This window comes from Desulfosediminicola ganghwensis (assembly GCF_005116675.2).
Classification (GTDB): domain Bacteria; phylum Desulfobacterota; class Desulfobulbia; order Desulfobulbales; family Desulfocapsaceae; genus Desulfopila; species Desulfopila ganghwensis.
This window is the reverse complement of record NZ_CP050699.1, coordinates 3,604,310-3,623,266: the sequence shown is the minus strand read 5'-3', so window position 1 is coordinate 3,623,266 and position 18,957 is coordinate 3,604,310. Positions and strand designations below refer to the sequence as shown.

The following is an 18,957-nucleotide window of genomic DNA, read 5'->3' as shown; positions in this document are numbered from 1 at the left end:
TTAGAATTGACAACATATTACCTAGGGCCAATCAAATCGAACCGTGTTATCCATCGGATCAGCCTTACTCACTCTCAACTGAATAGTGGTTCCAGGTGTTGGCCTGTAACCAGAAGGTGAAGCAAGATCAACATCCATCAGGATATCTGTAAGAACAAGGGTGACCCTTTTGGGACCGGAGTCGATAACAAGAGCATTGACGAGTTGTCCTTTTCGCTCCTGCAAATACCTGATCAACCAATAACGATGTCTCTGCTGTTTAACGTTGTTGGCTGCTGACAAGGCCCTGGTGATAATTGAGGAGAAGTCTCTGCACATATCCTCGGTAAAGCATGGTTCGAGCCTTCTGGTGATGGTATTGAGCTGATGTTGCATTACCAGATCGAGAAGACGGCGTATTGGTGAGGTCACCGTTGTATAATGGGAGACACCGAGCCCGCTGTGAGGGTTGGCGTTGGTGGAAAGCTCACCTCGAGGAAGCTGCTTGCGCTGCCGGATATTTAAAAACAAATCATCGTCTTCACCATGTACAATACGCTGTCTCAAAGGTGGTTGACTGCGGAACAAACCGGGTACCATACGATCGGAAATGTAACGCGCCGCCTCGCTATTGGCGAGTATCATCATTTCCGAGACAAGTGTTCTTGCAGGAGTATCGGTTCTACCAAGGCTGACATGAACTCTGCTTGCCGTGTCTATGAAGATGTTTACATCAGGGAAAGGCAGTAGTAATGCCCCCTGGGAGAGTCTTCTTTCACGTAGTTTCCGTTTGAGAACATTAAGTATTTTAAGCTCTTCATCGGATTGTATAATCCTGTCAACTTCTTCGTAGGTGAGGCGCCTGGCAACTTTAATGATTGAAGGGTGAATGCGAACTCTTTTGACTTCTGCCTCAGCGGTCATCAGAATCATGAAACTGAAAGTGGCCCTGATCTCTCCCTGTATGAGGCTGCATATACCCTGAGAGAGGTGGCGGGGCAACATTGGGATTTGCCCTTCAGGAAAGTAGATGGAGGTACCGCGTTTCATCGCTTCCTGAAAAAGAGGGTCACCGGGGCGAACATAGTGTGAAACATCTGATATATGAATTCCAACCAGGTAGTCATCACCTTTCTTTTCAACACTGAGGGCATCATCGAAATCGAGAGTCGTAGCCCCATCGATGGTCATTGGTTTCAGGTGGGTATAGTCAACCCGTCCCGTGTCGTTGAAAAGATCCTCGAGTCGGCTTTGCAGTATACCTTCAGCTTGTTGGCGGGCGGGCAGGCTGAAGCTTACCGACAAATTTGATCTGAGCAATGGTATGTTTTCATTTTTGTTCCACACACCGGCTTTAACGAGAATATGGTAAGCGTCGTGTGGCCGGGTGAGTTCTGCTTCTTTTAAGATCTGTCTGGCAATGTCGGCATTATCGGCGTCGTTTCCAAACAGGTAGTAATCCCTGAGGAGTTTCAGGCATTCCTCCTGCCAGCGGGTGGTTTCCTGGGACGATTTACCATGACGCATCATTTCGCGTATAGTGTATGCACCCTTGGCAATCAGTTCTGCTTTCTGGGCTTCACGCTCGCGCTGCAGGCGGATCTGCTCGACCTGGTCTTCGCTGTGCGCCCGGAGCTTTCCTTCCTTATATTTGAAGTACAATTTATCAAGGAAAACGCAGCGAAGAAAGGCAGCGGTTATGTCGTCATTAAGTTCCTGACCGAAGGAGAGTTCTGCGAGAAAATCCGGATCAAAAGTGTCAGAGGGCTCTTCTATCGTGAGCTCCCAGATATCCTTGAGGGAAATTTGGTCGACAAGCTCCTGCCGTTTATCGGTAATTTCTTTAAGAGTTTTCACCAGGGTGTCACGGCTGGTTTCAGGAGATAGGACCATTTTGGAGCAATGAACGATGCGCGAAGCCGGCAGGTTAACTTCCCTGCCATTTTGATTGATCAGGCGGACCCGCTTAGGCTGGGCCTCCGTGATCAAGGCACAGATAAATCGTCCATTATCCAGATACTCTATGATTTTTCCAGAATCGATCATTGGGTGAGAAGCTTTTTACTATCAGTTATATGCGAAACGCGACACATGCAGAAGCGTTGTAGGTGAAGTAAAACTAGCGCAAATAGTGTTCACATGTTACTTCGATGCGTATTATCTTCTATCATTTATATGAATGCTTAAATGTTCAGGCACGAATGTTCACTATAGTGTGAATCACGATTTGAAGCACACTATTTTCACTATTACACTTCAATTAACTCTTATTATCTATGGATATGTTTGGAAAACCGGTTAAATCCGGAATGGTTGCTATCGTCGGCCCACCTAACGCGGGCAAATCCACGCTTATGAACAATCTGCTGGGGCAGAAGATTTCCATTGTAACGCCGAAGCCACAAACCACCCGTAACAGAATTCTTGGTGTGGTCAACGAGGATGATTATCAGGTTGTACTTCTTGATACTCCAGGCCTGCATAAGTCACGGGTGCCGCTTAATCAGGAGATGGTGAAGATTGCCATGGATTCCCTGAGCGATGTCGATGTTGTTCTCTTTCTTATTGATATATCCCTGCCAATGCCGGAAAAGCTGAGAAAGGAGAAGGAGAAAGAATTCGCAGAGGTTATGAAGCAGGTCAAGTGCCCGGCTATCATGGTGCTGAACAAAGTTGATCTGCTGGAAAAGGAACGATTGCTGCCTATGCTTGAAACCTATTCCTCACTTTTCCCTTTTAAGGCGGTTATCCCTCTTTCTGCTCTGCGAGGAGATGGTACAGATATCCTTTTGAATGAGATTCTCGATTTGCTGCCCATGGGGCCGCGTTATTTCCCTGAAGATATACCAACTAATGCCACTGAACGATTTTTGGTCGCGGAGATTATTCGTGAGAAGGTTTTCCTGCAGACTGGCCAGGAGATCCCTTATTCAACCGCGGTGACCATTGAGTCGTTTAAGGAAGATTCGGAGAAGAAACTGGTCACTATTCATGCTACCATTGTTCTTGAACGGAACTCCCAGAAAGGCATTGTGATAGGCAAGGGTGGTAAAAAGCTCAAATCAATAGGCACCGCTGCAAGAATTGACATAGAAAAGTTAATCGGTGAAAAGGTTCTGCTCAAGCTTTGGGTGAAAATTAAGAAGAAATGGTCCGAGGACGAAAGATTTCTTAAAGAGCTGGGATTTTAAATATTCTGGAAAATCTTGATAATTTGGGTTGAAGAGCCCGAAAAGCACGTGTTACGATGCTCTGTCTTCTGCGTTTCGTAAATCATTTCTCCGGATTTATTTCGGTAAATATATCAGGTTCTTGCATCCAGGATAGAGCGGTATAATGCACTTGTTGAAGAATACATTCATTTCTCCTGTCTTCTTATCTTCTTTTCTCATATTGCTGTGGGTATTTTCCATGCTGTTCGCCGCTCAAGGTGTCCGTGCCGAGGAAGATACCTATGACATCATGTATATCTGGGATTCAGATCTGGAAAGGGTTCTCGATTACAAGGAGCAACTTCAGGAGTTGCTCGATGAAGACATCTCCCGGGGTCTGAAGGTTGTTACCAAAGACAAAGAGTATGGGGTGATCTACGATGCCAACGATTCCCCCAGAAATGTCATTTTAAGCATTGCCAGGCAGGGTGAGTTGCTCCGTAAGGCAGGTTTGGATGAGGCCTGGGCTATCAAGGAAAAGGGCTATGACCGGCTTTACAATGTCAGTTATGGTCTCGGTCCGCATCTGGACTCTCTGAAAAAACTCTATACTAGAGTGTATGTGATCCTTGGGGAACAGGTCGGTAAAGATCTCTTCATTGAGAAGACCAATTCAAACAATTACATTCTTATTTACAGACGGCAGGGTGATAGACGGTCCACCATGAATGTGGCGAAGAGTCACGCCAGAATGCTGAAAAGTCGTCATATAAAGACCTCAATTACCCCGGAAAATAACAATCCGATAGTCTATGGTGAGTCAAGCCTTCTTGATGATACTAGCAATTCTTCACCAGAAGAGGTGGCCGAGAAAGGAGATGATACGCAGGTAACGGACGCAGGTGAGGGTGCGACTGAAAAAGAAGTACCTGAATCGCCAATCAAGCCGGAGGAGGTCGAGGCAGCCGTAAACCGGATTGTCAGTGAACTTTCTAATAAAATTATTGCAAGCCGAGATCAGAAGTCCGGGGAGAGCCAACCGTCAGAGACGATCGTTCTGGAATCTCCTGAAAAAGAAGTACAGCCCCAGTCTCCTGCAAAGGTTAACAAACCTGAAAAAATCGTAGCCATCACTCAAACGAAGACTAAAAAAGTGTACGCAGTTTCGAGCGGAACACTGGTTGAATCGAATATTAATCAATATATCAAGGAGTTGCGGAGAAAGGGACAAATTCGAGGTGACGAGCGTACCGGCTGGATGGTTTATGATCTCGAAAATGATCGCAGTCTGGTCAATATCAATGGCGATCAGCAATTTCAGGCTGCCAGTATGATTAAACCGTTTGTTGCCCTGGCCTTCTTTCATCAGGTAAAGAACGGCAAAATACAATATGGACCAAAGAGTAGGCGGATGCTTGAGGCGATGATTCAGCGTAGCAGTAACACTGCTACAAACTGGGCAATTCGCCAGGTGGGAGGGCCTGCGGCAACAGAGCGTTTGCTGAGAAATCACTACGGATCGATATTTCGCAATATTGTTATCACTGAATATATTCCAGCCAGTGGCAGAACCTATAAAAACTCGGCACCGCCGTCAGATTACATACGTTTCCTAAGAGCGTTATGGAATGTGGAATTGCCATACAGTAAAGAAATCCGAAGAATTATGGCCCTGCCCAAACGTGACCGCCTCTATTATGGAACTCCGATTCCACGAGGAACACTGGTCTATAATAAGACAGGTTCAACAGCCCACCTTTGTGGGGATATGGGGATTATCGTCGCCAAAACCCGCCAGGGAAAGCGCTATCCATACGCAATTATCGGGGTTATCGAGGGAAGTTCCAGGCCCGCAAATTATGGAAACTGGATGCTCACCCGGGGCAACGTTATCAGGAAGGTCTCGACGATCGTTTACCAGGACATGAAGGAGAAGCATAACTTCATGTAGTCATAGGTTCATTGTATAGAACATTAAAAAAGCTGAAATCGTTCACTCAGAACGGTTTCAGCTTTTTTTTTTGTGCCTGGGTGGATTTTCGAAGTTATTTATCTTTCTTTGTGGAATGAACGGAAGTTTTCTCAACTAGCTTACGATAATACTCATCATCGTGGGAGATGTTGGCTGGTGTGATACGGTTAGCATCGACCTTCATTAATAAAACGCTGAGTTTTCGCATCTGCTGCAAACGTTCATGCTCGTCTTCCGTTTTCGCGATAAGTTCTTCGAGTCTGGTTATCTCTTTTCTCTGCTCAATCTCTGGTGGAATGTAGCCAGCATTTTTAAGCAGTTTATATGCCATTTTCAGGTCATCGGGAACCATATGGTCATCTTCGAGCTTGAGTGGTTTGTTTTTCCAGCCAGATGTTTTTAATTCGCCATTTTCAATGGCTTGAGCGATCTTTTGTTCGGCAATAAAGGTGAGGCAATCCATTAGGTCTCGTTGTCCTTTTCACAAAATCGTGAGTAGAGATTAAGGCTTTTCAGTATATTCAAGGCTGAGCGCAGCTGATTATCTTCAGCCAGCCTCTGTTTAGCCTGATTTTGCTCTGACTCGGTTTTGGTATCTTTAGCTTTCTCAGTGCCGGGGATGTGATTTTTCAGATCAGATTCACGAAATTTCTCTTCATCCTCGTCACTCTCTTCGACCTGGCCGTTACATGGCACAAAAGGTACCTCAACATCAGGTAAAATACCAGTGGCCTGTATGGATTTTCCGTTGGGGGTAAAATAACGTGCTGTGGTAACACGTAATCCTGCGCCACCGGGAAGAGGTATGATAGTCTGGACGGAACCTTTGCCGAAAGTCCTGGTGCCGACAATTATCGCGCGCTGGTGATCCTGTAAGGCTCCGGCCACAATTTCAGAAGCACTGGCCGAACCCTCGTTGACCAGTACAACAAGCTGAAACTGGTAATCCTGAGGCGAAGTTTTGGCTTTAAACGACATGTTCTGGTTCTCGGTTCTGCCTTTGGTGTATACAATGAGACCCTCGTCAACGAACAAATCCGTAATGCTTACAGCCTGATTCAACAGGCCGCCGGGATTGTTACGAAGATCAAGGATAAGGCCTTTGATCTCTGTATCTGCAGAAAGCCGGGCTATCGCTTCCTTGAAGTCTTCGGTGGTGTGACTCTGAAAGTTTGTTATACGGGAGTAGATAATGTTAGGTGCAAGCATGAAAGATCGTACGGACTGGAGGGGGATAATGTCACGGGTAAGATTGAATTCCTTAAACTCGCTCCAGCCTTCTCTGAATACTGTTATTTTAACACTACTTCCTTTGGGGCCTCGTAATCTTTTAACAGCTTCAACTGCACCCATCTCCTTAGTTTTTTCGCCATCAATTTCTACGATTACATCTTTTGCTTTAAGCCCGGCTTGGTCTGCCGGTGTGCCCTCTATTGGGCTGATAACAGTCAGAATGTCATCCTTGATAGTGACTTCTATGCCGATACCTGAGAACTGGCCTTGTGTCTCTTCCTGAAGTTCGCTGAATCCTTCAGAGTCCAGATAGGCGGAATGCGGATCGAGCGAGTAGAGGAGACCTCTTATAGCGCCGTTAATCGTTTCAGGCGTATCGATTTCTTCGACGTAGTTATCTTGCAAGATACTCAGCACGTTGGCAAATACTTCCAGCTGCTGGTAGGTCTCCTGTCTCTGCTTGGCTTTTTCAGCCGATTCGGAATGGGAGAGTGTCGATGAGACAAGAAGGAAAGTCAGAAAAAGAAAGGTAAGACGGCAAACGAGCGCTATGCTTCTCATGTTGGGGCTCCGACCAAGGTGATCCTTTCCGGATCACCCTTGCTTGAGAGAGGAATTGAGATCGCTGAATTCAAGTTCAGCTTCCTGGATATCCAGCTTACTGGTATCAATCCACTGCAACGGATCCTGAGATTCTTTTCCATGACGAATTTCAAAATACAATCCTTCATCAAGGAGGGTGCCAGTCTCGCTCAAGAGGCCGAGATAACTGCCTGATTTGACATTGTCACCTTTTTGGGCAGCTATCTTGTCGATTCTTGAGGTAATAGAGTAATACTGGTATCCGTGGTGTATGATAATTGTATTCCCGTATCCTCTCAAATATCCAGAAAATATTATAGTTCCGTCAGCAATGGCCTGAACACGAGAACCCTCCGGTGCGTCAATAGCTATACCTGTTGACTTTCGCAGTACTCCGAGATTATTGGTTTTCTCTTGGTTGAAAAAGGTGATGACTTCTCCTGAAAGAGGCACGGGCAATTTGCCCTTTGAGCGAGAGAAGACATGTTTGAGGTCTTCTTCCTGGCTTTTGAGCTGAATGATGTTTGCGGAGAGTTGGGCAGCAGAGGCCTCCATTTCCAGAACCGCCTGGTCATGTAAATGTTTCTGGGTACGAATGTGAGTAAGAAGCTGTTCCTTCTTGGCCCGGATCTTGGCTGTCTCTTCATTTTCGGCCCTGGTATTTGCTATAAACTCCTGCAGAACCCCTTTCTCCAAGGCGTATGCGTCCCTTGCACGTTCCAGATCATGGATTTTGGCGCGATATTTGCGTATTACATTCTGATCATATTCTATCATTGTCTGGAACGCTTCCTGAAATCTCAGCAGTTCAGGAAGTGACCGGGAAGAGAAGGTAACGTTCAGGAAGCCTATTTTACCCATTTTATAATAGGCGCTGCCACGTTTTGTGAAATGGTGCAGGACCCTTTTCTTATCTGTCTGTAGCTGGGAAATTTCCTGCTCTTTGGTAGCTATGAGTTCCTGCTGAAGTTGTGTCTGCTGTTCGAGTTTTGAAACTTTTACCAGTTGTTTCTGAAGCTTCTGGTTTATCTCTTCAAGCTCGTGTAGAACGTTTTTTTCTTTTTGAACGGATTTGCGAGATAGATCCTGCTGGTTATGAATACCAAGCTGAAGTCTTTGGATGTTGATCCTGTGGCTTTCAATATTTTTGCGAATTTCTTTTCTGGTAAAGGCGTCGACATCTGTTGATGCTGCGAGTATCGGCGGGCTCAAAATAAAAGCCGAGCATAAAAGATAAAACACAACACTCTTATATCCGGCCCGGGATTTTTGAGGCGCACTGGACCATTTGCGTTTACTCCGTGCGGGTAGCCGGTAGCCTTGACTGTCATGCGATCGGGTTGATGTCATGATAATATCAATCATATACGCAGGTACCGTCGCATTGAAGTGTGACTGCCAACTGCGCAGAGCAGAATCGATATACCAATGATCGCTATTACCGTGGCAGGCGGGAAGAAGGCAAAATCAATCAGGTTGAGAAATCCCTGGCCGGTAAAGCGAATGGTGATCCATTGAAAGAGGAGGTAGAGGGAAGCAAGACCGACTGTCGAACCAAGTGCTCCCTGTAAAAAACCTTCGAGTAGAAATGGTGTGCGTATGTAATTATTGGTGGCTCCGACAAGCTTCAACAACTCAAGTTCATCCTGCCGTCCCATAATAGTAAGACGAATGGTATAGGCAACCATGAAAACAGTCGTTAAAATCAGTAGGCTGCCACTGAGCAGGACAACGATAGAGAGCAACCTGGTGAAATGGAAAAAACGTTCAATCCAGTCTTTTCCATACTGTACCTTCATGGTACCGGGCAATTTAGCCAGATAGCCGGAGAAGAGCTGAATCTGGTTGAGGCTCCTCAATGTTTTCAGTGGGGTGACTTCGATAGAGGCGGGAAGGAAATCCCTGGGCATATCTTCCAACACATCGCGGTCATTGCCGAGTTGCTCGGAAAATTGTGTAAAAGCATCTTCGCTCGAAACAAATTTGATACTCTCTACATCATCGAAAGCGAGAATTTTGTTTCTCAATTGTTCCTTCATCTCGGGGACCGGCTCTTCCTCAAGGTATACGATCAGTCGCAGGTCGTCGCTCAATTGGTCACTGACATTGAGCATGTTCATATAGATGAGATAAAACAGAGTAAAAATAAGCACCGAAAGACTGACCGTGAGCAAAGTCATGATCTGCGACATCCAGGTCTGTCTGAGGTTCCGCCCCACCTGTCGTATTACCGTAAACCAGAAACTCATACAGCTGTACCTCCTGTGAGAGAGTGAATCATGCCACCCCTCAGTTCCATAATGCGACTGGAACTATCTGTATAAATAGACTCATCATGGGTAGCTATAATCACAGTCGCGCCTGATTTATGACTGTTATTAAGTAATTTCACGACACGCTCTGTGGTATCGGCGTCGAGATTGCCTGTAGGCTCATCCACCAGTACCATGGTTGGAGAATTGGCGACGGCCCTGGCAAGGGCAACCCGCTGCTGTTCTCCACGTGAGAGTTCAGCCGTTATGGTATTATGTTTATCGGAGAGATCTAGCTGTTCAAGTAGCGATCGAACACGATTGCGTATGATCTGCGGTTTTTTATATGAGACCTCCATGGAGATTGCGATATTTTCAGCAGCAGTTCGATCGAGGAGTAACTTGAAGTCCTGGTAGGCCACCCCTATCTTTTGGCGAAGACGAGCCAGTTTTGCTCCTCGTATTTTGTGAATCGATTTGCCTGAAACCTCTATAAGCCCGTTTGAGGGAGGCTCCATACTCGAAACAAGCTTTAAAAGAGTTGTTTTGCCAGCTCCGGAGCGACCGATGATAAAAAACTTTTCGCCGCGTCCGATTGATAGGGAAATGTTTGTCAGAGCAGCGACATCAGGTGGATATCGCTTGAAAACCTTGATCAGTTCTACCATCGGGATGTCTTGACTTTTGGCGCTGTTTGTCATGGAATCTAAAATCAATGCTATTGATCGAAAATGATCGATATTACTTTCGCGGCTTGGAGGGCCTGATAATTTAAGGGTTTTACTTTAAATAAGGGTATAACCTAAGGAAACTGCAAAGTAAATAGTCCTCGGCAGAATTTATACCACAATTAAGGGCTGACGTCATATACGAAAATAGTCGTTTTAACCTGATATTATGAAGGTAGTAGTCAAAATGATCTCAATTTTATGAGAAAAATCAGAATAGGTATCGTTCCGGATAGTGGTGAATTCACCGTAAGCACAAACAAAGGTGTAACTGACTGACTGGGAAATTAGTATTTACCCAAAACAAACCGGGTTATTCAGATTAACGTTGTCGAACACATCGCAAAGATAAGCGGCTTGGTTCCATGCATTTTTTTTAAACCTTGCAAGTTCAAGCGCAGTTGTTATTTTTATTCGTTTTATGTGATACTAGCCAACGGCTCTTGAACACCCAAACAAAACATTCGTTAACACTTGACAACTATGACTTTGTCTCTGGTTGAAGTGATTTACATGAAAGGAGAATATCATGGACTATAGGGCAACTCTCAATCTGCCCCAGACCAAGTTCAAAATGAAGGCGAATCTTGCACAAAGAGAGCCGGAATACCTTAAACGCTGGGAAAAAGAGGGACTGTATAAAATGCTCCAGGAGCACTCTGCAGAAAAACCTCTGTTTGTACTGCATGACGGCCCGCCATATGCGAACGGTCATATTCACCTTGGTACCGCCTTCAACAAGATTCTCAAGGATATCATTCTCAAGTCACGCCGTATGGCTGGATTCAATGCGCCATACATTCCGGGCTGGGACTGTCACGGGCTGCCTATTGAGCATAATGTAGACAAAGAGCTTGGCGAGAAGAAAAAAGTAATCCCGAAGCTTTCCAAGCGTGGTGCCTGTCGCAAATACGCTGAAAAGTGGATTAAAACCCAGAAAGCCGAATTCAAGAGGCTGGGTGTGCTGGGCGACTGGGATGCGCCATATCTTACCATGACCTATGAGTATGAGGCTGCCATTGCCCGTGAGTTCAACCGCTTCCTGCTCTCAGAGTCTGTAATACGTAATAAGAAGCCAGTTTACTGGTGTTCAACCTGTACCACGGCTCTAGCTGAGGCGGAAGTGGAGTACCACGACCACACCTCACCATCGGTATATGTGAAATTCCCTGTAAAAGACGACATTTCTGATGTCGATTCAGCACTTGCAGGAGAAAAGGTGTTCGTAGTTATCTGGACAACCACGCCATGGACCCTGCCTGCGAACCTGGCGATAGCTCTGCATCCTGATTTTGAATATGCTGCGGTCAAGGTTGGTGAAGAGACCTGGGTAATCGCAAAAGAGCTGGTTGAAACAGTCATGAGCGAGGCTGGGATTGAAGATTATTCGATCGTTTCAACTTTTTCAGCGGTTGGCCTTGAGCGCAAGAATTGCCGTCACCCTTTCCTCGACAGGGATTCGCTGCTGGTTCTGGCTGATTATGTAACCACCGATGCCGGTACCGGCTGTGTTCATACCGCACCGGGTCACGGAACCGACGATTACCAGACAGGTCTGCGTTACGGGCTTGAGATTCTCTCTCCTTTGAATAACGATGGAACCTACACTGAAGAGGCAGGGCCATACGCCGGCGAAAAAGTGCCTGAGGTCAACCAGCGCATTATCAGTGATATGCTCGAAGCAGGAGTACTGATTCACCAGAACAAGATCCATCACAGCTACCCGCACTGCTGGAGATGCAAAAAGCCGGTTATGTATCGTGCTACTCCGCAGTGGTTTATCTCAATGGAGAAAAATGAGCTTCGCAACAAGGCTCTGAGTGAGATCGAAAAGGTTGAATGGACTCCTTCCTGGGGCATGCAGCGTATCCAATCTATGGTTGAGGGGCGTCCTGACTGGTGTTTGTCGCGCCAGAGATCATGGGGTGTACCGATTACCGTAATCAGCTGTTCTTCCTGTGGTGAGATTGTGCGCAGCGAAGAAGTGGTAAACAAAATCGATGAGCTGTTTCTCAAAGAGGGTGCCGATGCGTGGTTTAGACATGACGTCGGGGAATTCCTTGTGGAAGGTCATAGCTGTTCATGTGGATCTACTGATTTCACTAAAGAAGAGGATATCCTCGATGTATGGTTTGATTCAGGAGTCAGCCATGCCGCAGTGTGTGAAATCCGTGACGAGTTGAGAGCACCTGCGGATTTGTACCTCGAAGGTAGCGATCAGCATCGCGGCTGGTTTCAGAGTTCTTTACTGACCTCTGTGGGAACTCGTGGTTGTGCACCGTTTCATGGCGTTCTTACCCATGGTTATGTTGTTGATGGCGCCGGTAAAAAGATGTCCAAGTCTGTTGGCAATGTCGTAGCTCCGGGCGAGGTCATTGAAAAGTACGGTGCTGAGATCCTGCGTCTCTGGGTCAGCAGTGAAGATTACAAGGACGACGTAAAGGTCTCCGACGAGATCCTGCGCCAGGTCTCTGATGCCTATCGAAAGATCAGAAACACCATCAGGTATATGCTTGGTAATCTGAGCGATTACGATCCCGCAGTTCACCAGGTCGCAATTGAGAATCTTCCGGAACTCGATCGCTGGGCACTGGCAAAATTTGAAGAATTGAAATCCAGGGTTTACACTTCATACGAAAAGTATGAATTTCATTCGATCTATCATGGTCTGAACTATTTTTGTGGTACAACCATGAGTGCTTTCTACCTTGATATCATAAAGGATCGTCTCTACACTGCGGGAACAGATTCTGAATCACGCAGGGCAGCGCAGACTGTGCTCTATGATATCCTTGATGGTTTGCTCAGACTGATGAGCCCTGTGTTGAGTTTTACCGCTCAGGAAGCCTGGGAGTCTCTGCACGGGCATGACCAGAAGACAGCTCTGAATGAGAGCGTGTTCTTCTCGGATTTCCCAGCGCCTGCCGAGACAGGTATTGATGCCGAGCGAGAGGCACGTTGGACCAGGCTGATTAAAATTCGCTCCGAAATTACCGGTGCTCTTGAGCACGCACGGCGGGAGAAAGTGATTGGACATCCACTGGAAGCAGAGGTATTGCTTTCTGTTGAAGGAGAACTCGCTGAGTTTGTCAAACAGGAATGGCAGACCATCAAAGAGATTTCAATCGTCTCCGAGCTCAACGATCTCGAAACAGCATCCGGTGTTGTAGAGAACGTTATAGCAAGTGAGGAGTTGCCCGGAGTGAAGGTTGCGGTTCGGCCCGCACCGGGTGCTAAATGTGAACGTTGCTGGACACGCTCTACCACAGTAGGTATGGACAGCAATCATCCGTTAATCTGCGAGCGCTGTGCAGGTGTTGTTGCAGAAATGGACTTGCCAGCTGAAGAGTAGACGTGCCATATTTTATAATTGCCGTGATAGTCTTTATCGCGGACCAATACACGAAGCATGTGATAGTTAATTCGTTTCACCTGTATGAATCCAGGGAAGTTATCCCTGGATTCTTCAATCTCGTCTTCGTGACGAATTCGGGTGCAGCATTTAGTTTTTTAGCTGATGTGGATTCTCCATGGCGCCACTACTTCTTTTTAGGAGTGGGACTTGTCGCCATGGTTGGCTTGACCATCGGCTATTTTGTAATGAGAAAAGAGAGCCCGTGGTATTGCTTTGCTTTTGCCAGTATTGCGGGAGGAGCAGCCGGTAACCTTGTTGACAGGGTTCGCTTTGGTTCAGTGGTCGATTTTTTAGACGTATATGTAGGAAACTACCACTGGCCGGCATTTAATGTTGCGGATTCAGCCATATGTGTTGGTGCCGGTGTATTTATCCTGATCTCTCTCTTGGAATCAAGAAAAGGTCAGAAGGGGAACGTTCAATGAAAATAGCAGTTATATTTCCAGGTCAGGGTTCACAATATCTTGGTATGGGCAGCGATTTCGTACAGGAAAGTGTTGAAAGCAACAATTTGCTGAAACTTGCCGAAGAGATTAGTGATTTGCCGTTGGAAAAACTCATAAACAACGGCCCGATGGAAGAACTTACCATGAACGCCAATCTGCAACCGGCGATTACCGCGACCAATCTCATCTGCTGGAAAGCGATGGAGAAAGAACTCGGTGAGCAAAAGGTAAGTTACTTTGCAGGTCACAGCCTTGGCGAATACTCCGCACTGTGTGCGGCCGGGGTACTTAGCGTTGAAGATACTATTCGGCTGGTGGCTAAGCGTGGTTCGCTCATGGAGCGTGAAGGCCGTCAGAATCCTGGTGGTATGCGGGCTGTGGTTGGTTTGACAATAGATGAAGTTGACCAGCTTATCAGTAAGTACCAGGGTGAGGGTGTTGTAACGACAGCAAATCACAACACGCCGGAACAGGTTATTATCTCCGGAGATATGCAAGGTCTTGACGACATCAGTGTAATGGCAGAAGAAAAAGGCGCCAAGGTAATTCCGCTCAATGTCAGTGTAGCAAATCATAGCCCGCTGGTGGCGGATGCGGTACCGGATTTTGAAGATTTTCTTACTGAAGTTGAATTTAAGGAGCCTCAGACCCCTGTATATTTTAACGTCTCTGCCGAAACTTCCGCAGACCCGATAAATATCAAAAAGATGATGGGGCGACAAATTGCCTCGCGGGTTCGTTGGTGCGAGATTATTACCCAGATGATTGAGGATGGCGTCGATACCTTTATCGAGGTCGGACCAAAGACCGTACTCAAGGGCATGTTGCGGAAGATCAAACCCAAGGGTGTCAAGCTGACCACGCTTCAGTGTGATACTCCAGAGTCCCTTTCGGCTTGTCTCGCCAAGCTGTCTTAATGATTGAAAGTCCTTAGTACATTCATCCAAAAACCGTTTCTGTAAGGGATTGTGTTTGCAATTGAATAGCACAATCCCTTACAGATATCCGATTTTGAATTGCTGTCAGTCAGGTACGTCTTATGCTAAAGCAGTGTATGCATCTTGTTCGGGGTGGAGGTTCTATTAATTTCGAGCAGGCGGTGGCGTTGGCCCGGGATACACAGCCTGAGCATTTATTCGAAGCCGCTGACCGGTTACGTAGAGAGTTTCACAAAGACAACATCGATCTCTGCTCCATCGTCAATGCCAAGTCAGGTAAGTGTAGTGAAAACTGTAAATTCTGTGCACAGTCTTCATGGCATGATGTCGCTATTGAATCCTATGATTCTGTCAGCGACGAACTTGCGCTGTCAATGGCGAGAGAGAACGAGGAATATGGTGTAAAGCGGTTTTCTCTTGTAACTGCAGGCAGGAGCCTGACTGACGGGCAATTGGCTGGTTTTGGTAATTTGTTCAGTCGAATTGCCGAGGCTACCAACCACTCCCTCTGCGCATCAATGGGTTTTCTTACCCAGGCAAAAGCTGAAAAACTCATATCTTTTGGGGTCAGCAGATATCATTGCAATCTTGAGGCATGCCGCAGCTATTTTCCAGAGGTCTGTAGCACCCACACCTATGATGAAAAGGTTGAGACCATAACAATTGCGCAGCAGGCTGGGATGGAAGTTTGCTCAGGTGGCATCATTGGCATGGGTGAGACTTTTGAGCAGCGATTGGAATTGGCATTTGAGCTGCGTGAGCTTGGAATCCTTTCAATACCAATTAATATTCTGAACCCGATCCCCAATACTCCACTGGCTGATGTCGCGCCGCTGGAAATCCCTGAAATATTGACCTGTCTTGCCATGTTTCGATTCATAAATCCCAAGGCGGTCATCAGGCTTGCCGGTGGCAGAGTGCTTATGGGGAATAGCCAGAGAGAGAGTTTTCTGGCAGGGGCCAATGGTGCAATAGTAGGCAATTACCTCACCACGGCAGGCAACAGTCTTGCCGAAGATATCGCAATGTTCACCTCGCTTGGCTTTAACGTTGAGTTGCCCGAAAACAGGGAACAGGAGAGGAGATTGTGAAAGATTTGCAGCAACTCCTTGAGTTCGATCGAAAACATCTCTGGCATCCTTATACTTCCATAACAGATCCTCTTCCGGTGTATGCGGTTGAGTCGGCGTTCGGCGTCCGCCTCCACCTGGCTGACGGCAGAGAACTGATTGACGGCATGGCCTCGTGGTGGTGCGTGATTCATGGTTACGCCCACCCTGAGCTGACCAGAACGATTCAGGAGCAGGCTGCAAAGTTTTCCCATGTGATGTTTGGTGGGCTTACCCATAAACCTGCGGTAGATCTCTGCCGATTGCTCGTAGAGCATTCTCCGGCTGGGCTTGAGAAGGTGTTCTTATGCGATTCCGGCTCTGTCGCTGTTGAGGTGGCCATGAAAATGGCCATGCAATATCAGTATGCCCGGGGCAGGAAAAATAAAAACAGATTTCTCACGATCAGGGGAGGGTATCATGGTGATACCTTCCATGCCATGTCCGTCTGTGACCCGGTAACCGGAATGCATAATATCTATTCAGGTGTGCTGCCTGAATATTTGTTTGCCGAGCGGCCTGCCTGCAGATTCGGGCAGGATTGGCATCCTGAAGATATACAACCCTTTGCAGAACTGATAGCCGATAACTGTGATCAACTTGGTGCGGTAATTCTTGAGCCTATCGTACAGGGTGCTGGGGGCATGTACTTTTATCACCCCGAATATCTGCGAGCTGTGCGTACCCTTTGCGACAAGTATGATGTACTGCTGATCGCCGACGAAATCGCCACGGGGTTTGGTCGAACCGGAGAGCTTTTTGGTTGTGATCATGCAGGAATCAGCCCGGATATCATGTGTCTTGGCAAAGCATTGACCGGCGGTTATATGACGTTGGCGGCGGTACTGGCCACGGAACGTATCGGGGTGACCATATCCGAAGCTGCGCCTGGTGTTTTTATGCACGGGCCAACCTTTATGGGCAATCCACTTGCCTGCAGTGTTGCAGTTACTTCTCTGCAGCTGCTGCTGAATTCAGACTGGCGGAAAAATATTGAGCGAATAGCCACTGGCCTGACACGTGGATTGGCTCCATGTGCGGATTACTCTCAGGTAGAGGATGTCAGGGTTCTTGGTGCAATTGGCGTGGTTGAACTGAAAGAGCCGGTGGATATGGCCAGAATTCAGGTAGAATTTACCGACAGAGGTGTATGGGTTCGTCCTTTTGGAAAACTGGTCTATGTGATGCCGCCATATATAATTTCTGATACCGACCTGGCTGAACTGACTGAAACGATTTGTGATGTTGTTGCACTGGGGAATGAATAGATGGATCTCGGCTATTCAGACATACTTGATGGGTTGAGAGCGTCAGGCAGGTTCAGGCAGCTTAAACCTCTTTCCGGCAGAGACGGTTGCCGGTTGAATGTAACAGCTGATCGCGCTTTGTTGAACCTCTCTTCCAACGACTATCTGGGAATTGCGGGCAACAGAGAGCATGTCGAATTCTTTTACAGTGGCCTTAACCGGGAAAATTCCCTTGAAAGTTTCCGTCTGGGTTCTACCTCATCGAGGCTTTTAAGCGGTGACTGTGAGCAAATGCATCTACTGGAAAAGGAGCTTGCAGAGGCTTACGGTTTCGAGGCAGCGCTCTTCTTCAACTCCGGTTACCATGCTAATATCGGCATTCTTCCCGCTCTATTGGGTAAACATGACCTTATCCTCACCGATAAGCTCAATCATGCCTCCATCCATGATGGTATTCGCCTGTGCAGGGCCACTTACAAGCGATACAGGCACTGTGACTACGCTCACCTTGAGAAGTTGATTCAGCAGCATCGTGACACCTATCAGCGGGTTGTCATTATTACAGAGTCCGTATTCAGCATGGATGGAGATGTTGCAGATCTCTCAGAGCTGGTACGAATTAAGGAAAAGTATGATTGTCTGCTCTATCTGGATGAGGCTCATGCAGTGGGAGTCTGGGGGCAGACAGGGCTGGGGAAAGCTCAGGAATTTGGCGTTCTTGATAAAATTGATCTGCTTGTCGGGCCTTTTGGTAAAGCCTGTGCCTCCATGGGTGCTTTTGTACTCTCGAATGCTGAAATCCACGATTATCTTGTAAATACCAGCAGGTCGTTAATTTTCACAACGGCACTGCCACCGGTTATCGCCAGCTGGAACCTTTACGTATTCAGACTGATTCAGCAAATGGGCAATGAGCGTAAGCATTTGATTGAGTTGAGTGTCCAACTCCGGGAAAGCCTGCTGGAGTACGGGCTGCGCACAGCCGGGAGCACCAATATCGTACCGGTAGTAATAGGTGAGAACAAAGCCACCGTTTCCGCAGCGAATAGCTTGCAGGAGGACGGCTATCTGATATTTCCGGTCCGGCCTCCAACTGTTCCCGAAGGAACGGCGCGTTTCAGGCTTTCGTTGACTGCAGATATGCAATGGACTGATCTTGCCCCATTGGCAGCCAGGATAGCGAAAGCCGTTGGCCCCTTGCACCGGGCTGGTGCCGAAAGATGAAATGGAACTGGCTGGCCAGGCAGGGGGCGGATCGACTGCTGGTCTTCTGGAATGGTTGGGGTATGGATGAGCGGCCTTTTGCTCCTTTGCTCGCAGAAGGTATTGATGTACTCGTTCTTTCAGATTTCACAAAAGTTTCCGGCCAGGACAGAAGGGACATTTTATTGGAGATGGGCCCGGTAGAGCATTACCGGGAGCGTGTGTTGCTCGCCTGGTCTATGGGGGTCTGGGCCGCACATACTTTGTTTAACGGCTATTCTACTATTTTTCAGAGAAAAATCGCTGTCAATGGCACGCTCTGCCCAATCCACGATAGTTATGGAATTTCCCGAAAAATATTCTCTGCTACTGCCTTGAACTGGTCAGACCCGGCCAGAAAAAAGTTTTACCGCCGCATGTGTGGTGAAAAACAGCTGACAGACCGATTCACCGCAAATGAGCCTGCGCGTTCTGTTGAAGATCAACGACAGGAGTTGGATTGGTATCTGGATAGCGTCAGCTGTAGTTTGGCAGAAGAGAGTTTTTTTGATGAAGCGTGGGTGTCTAAAAAAGATAAAATAATGATTACCGAAAACCAACTGAATTTCTGGGGAAGTGATGTGCAGCTGCTCGATGGTGGCCATTTTCCCTTTTACCAGAAACAAAGCTGGTCTGAATTACTTGAATTACCAAATAAATGA

The 18,957-nt window shown here is 47.1% G+C and carries 15 protein-coding genes; 9 read left to right on the top strand and 6 right to left on the bottom strand.

Annotated elements, in window-relative coordinates; genetic code table 11:
• Positions 1-21: 21 nt before the first annotated feature.
• Positions 22-2,025, bottom strand: a complete 2,004-nt coding sequence (locus tag FCL45_RS15410; protein WP_136796643.1) for an RNB domain-containing ribonuclease — start codon at positions 2,023-2,025, stop codon at positions 22-24.
• A 236-nt stretch (positions 2,026-2,261) separates the two neighbouring features.
• Here FCL45_RS15410 and era point away from each other — a divergent pair, with 236 nt between their 5' ends.
• Both era and FCL45_RS15400 read left to right on the top strand, forming a co-directional pair.
• Complete coding sequence (gene era / locus FCL45_RS15405; protein WP_136796756.1) at positions 2,262-3,170, top strand: GTPase Era; 909 nt, start codon at positions 2,262-2,264, stop codon at positions 3,168-3,170.
• 220 nt (positions 3,171-3,390) lie between these two features.
• Complete coding sequence (locus tag FCL45_RS15400) at positions 3,391-5,082, top strand: serine hydrolase (RefSeq protein WP_167495719.1); 1,692 nt, start codon at positions 3,391-3,393, stop codon at positions 5,080-5,082.
• Positions 5,083-5,176: 94 nt separating this feature from the next.
• Here FCL45_RS15400 and FCL45_RS15395 read toward each other — a convergent pair whose 3' ends face one another.
• From FCL45_RS15395 to ftsE, 5 genes are read right to left on the bottom strand one after another with little or no spacing between them, the layout of a single operon-like run.
• Positions 5,177-5,566: a DnaJ family domain-containing protein gene (locus tag FCL45_RS15395; RefSeq protein ID WP_136796645.1), complete on the bottom strand. Its 390-nt coding sequence runs from the start codon at positions 5,564-5,566 to the stop codon at positions 5,177-5,179.
• Positions 5,566-6,897, bottom strand: a complete 1,332-nt coding sequence (locus FCL45_RS15390; protein ID WP_136796646.1) for a S41 family peptidase — start codon at positions 6,895-6,897, stop codon at positions 5,566-5,568. Before FCL45_RS15390 ends, FCL45_RS15395 begins: the two co-directional genes overlap by 1 nt.
• 33 nt (positions 6,898-6,930) lie before the next feature.
• On the bottom strand, positions 6,931-8,268 hold the full coding sequence (locus FCL45_RS15385; RefSeq protein WP_167495720.1) for a murein hydrolase activator EnvC family protein: 1,338 nt from the start codon (positions 8,266-8,268) through the stop codon (positions 6,931-6,933).
• An 11-nt stretch (positions 8,269-8,279) separates the two neighbouring features.
• Positions 8,280-9,167 (bottom strand): permease-like cell division protein FtsX, encoded by an 888-nt coding sequence (gene ftsX, locus FCL45_RS15380; RefSeq protein WP_136796648.1) that lies wholly within the window; start codon positions 9,165-9,167, stop codon positions 8,280-8,282.
• Positions 9,164-9,871 carry a cell division ATP-binding protein FtsE gene (gene ftsE / locus FCL45_RS15375; protein WP_228721345.1) on the bottom strand — a complete coding sequence of 236 codons (708 nt, stop codon included), beginning with the start codon at positions 9,869-9,871 and terminating at the stop codon, positions 9,164-9,166. The genes ftsX and ftsE overlap by 4 nt, the downstream gene beginning before the upstream one ends.
• 556 nt (positions 9,872-10,427) lie before the next feature.
• Between ftsE and ileS the strand changes: the two genes are divergently transcribed.
• The 7 genes from ileS to FCL45_RS15340 all read left to right on the top strand — a co-directional run bounded on the left by ileS (position 10,428) and on the right by FCL45_RS15340 (position 18,957).
• On the top strand, positions 10,428-13,250 hold the full coding sequence (gene ileS / locus FCL45_RS15370) for an isoleucine--tRNA ligase (protein ID WP_136796649.1): 2,823 nt from the start codon (positions 10,428-10,430) through the stop codon (positions 13,248-13,250).
• A gap of 2 nt (positions 13,251-13,252) precedes the next feature.
• Positions 13,253-13,738 carry a signal peptidase II gene (gene lspA / locus FCL45_RS15365; protein WP_136796650.1) on the top strand — a complete coding sequence of 162 codons (486 nt, stop codon included), beginning with the start codon at positions 13,253-13,255 and terminating at the stop codon, positions 13,736-13,738.
• Positions 13,735-14,676 carry an ACP S-malonyltransferase gene (gene fabD, locus FCL45_RS15360; protein WP_136796651.1) on the top strand — a complete coding sequence of 314 codons (942 nt, stop codon included), beginning with the start codon at positions 13,735-13,737 and terminating at the stop codon, positions 14,674-14,676. The genes lspA and fabD overlap by 4 nt, the downstream gene beginning before the upstream one ends.
• A gap of 122 nt (positions 14,677-14,798) precedes the next feature.
• Positions 14,799-15,788: a biotin synthase BioB gene (gene bioB / locus FCL45_RS15355; protein ID WP_136796652.1), complete on the top strand. Its 990-nt coding sequence runs from the start codon at positions 14,799-14,801 to the stop codon at positions 15,786-15,788.
• Positions 15,785-17,074 (top strand): adenosylmethionine--8-amino-7-oxononanoate transaminase, encoded by a 1,290-nt coding sequence (gene bioA / locus FCL45_RS15350; RefSeq protein WP_136796653.1) that lies wholly within the window; start codon positions 15,785-15,787, stop codon positions 17,072-17,074. Before bioB ends, bioA begins: the two co-directional genes overlap by 4 nt.
• Positions 17,075-18,277: an aminotransferase class I/II-fold pyridoxal phosphate-dependent enzyme gene (locus FCL45_RS15345; RefSeq protein WP_136796654.1), complete on the top strand. Its 1,203-nt coding sequence runs from the start codon at positions 17,075-17,077 to the stop codon at positions 18,275-18,277.
• The gene (locus FCL45_RS15340; RefSeq protein ID WP_136796655.1) at positions 18,274-18,957 is read left to right on the top strand and encodes a DUF452 family protein; all 684 of its coding nucleotides are present in this window, start codon (positions 18,274-18,276) and stop codon (positions 18,955-18,957) included. Before FCL45_RS15345 ends, FCL45_RS15340 begins: the two co-directional genes overlap by 4 nt.

Excerpts from the sequence above, each read along its gene's own strand:
- FCL45_RS15410 (WP_136796643.1), bottom strand. The coding sequence starts at position 2,025 with ATGATCGATTCTGGAAAAATCATAGAGTATCTGGATAATGGACGATTT.
- era (WP_136796756.1), top strand. The coding sequence starts at position 2,262 with ATGTTTGGAAAACCGGTTAAATCCGGAATGGTTGCTATCGTCGGCCCA.
- FCL45_RS15400 (WP_167495719.1), top strand. The coding sequence starts at position 3,391 with ATGCTGTTCGCCGCTCAAGGTGTCCGTGCCGAGGAAGATACCTATGAC.
- FCL45_RS15395 (WP_136796645.1), bottom strand. The coding sequence starts at position 5,566 with ATGGATTGCCTCACCTTTATTGCCGAACAAAAGATCGCTCAAGCCATT.
- FCL45_RS15390 (WP_136796646.1), bottom strand. The coding sequence starts at position 6,897 with ATGAGAAGCATAGCGCTCGTTTGCCGTCTTACCTTTCTTTTTCTGACT.
- FCL45_RS15385 (WP_167495720.1), bottom strand. The coding sequence starts at position 8,268 with ATGACATCAACCCGATCGCATGACAGTCAAGGCTACCGGCTACCCGCA.
- ftsX (WP_136796648.1), bottom strand. The coding sequence starts at position 9,167 with ATGAGTTTCTGGTTTACGGTAATACGACAGGTGGGGCGGAACCTCAGA.
- ftsE (WP_228721345.1), bottom strand. The coding sequence starts at position 9,871 with ATGACAAACAGCGCCAAAAGTCAAGACATCCCGATGGTAGAACTGATC.
- ileS (WP_136796649.1), top strand. The coding sequence starts at position 10,428 with ATGGACTATAGGGCAACTCTCAATCTGCCCCAGACCAAGTTCAAAATG.
- fabD (WP_136796651.1), top strand. The coding sequence starts at position 13,735 with ATGAAAATAGCAGTTATATTTCCAGGTCAGGGTTCACAATATCTTGGT.
- bioB (WP_136796652.1), top strand. The coding sequence starts at position 14,799 with ATGCTAAAGCAGTGTATGCATCTTGTTCGGGGTGGAGGTTCTATTAAT.
- FCL45_RS15345 (WP_136796654.1), top strand. The coding sequence starts at position 17,075 with ATGGATCTCGGCTATTCAGACATACTTGATGGGTTGAGAGCGTCAGGC.
- FCL45_RS15340 (WP_136796655.1), top strand. The coding sequence starts at position 18,274 with ATGAAATGGAACTGGCTGGCCAGGCAGGGGGCGGATCGACTGCTGGTC.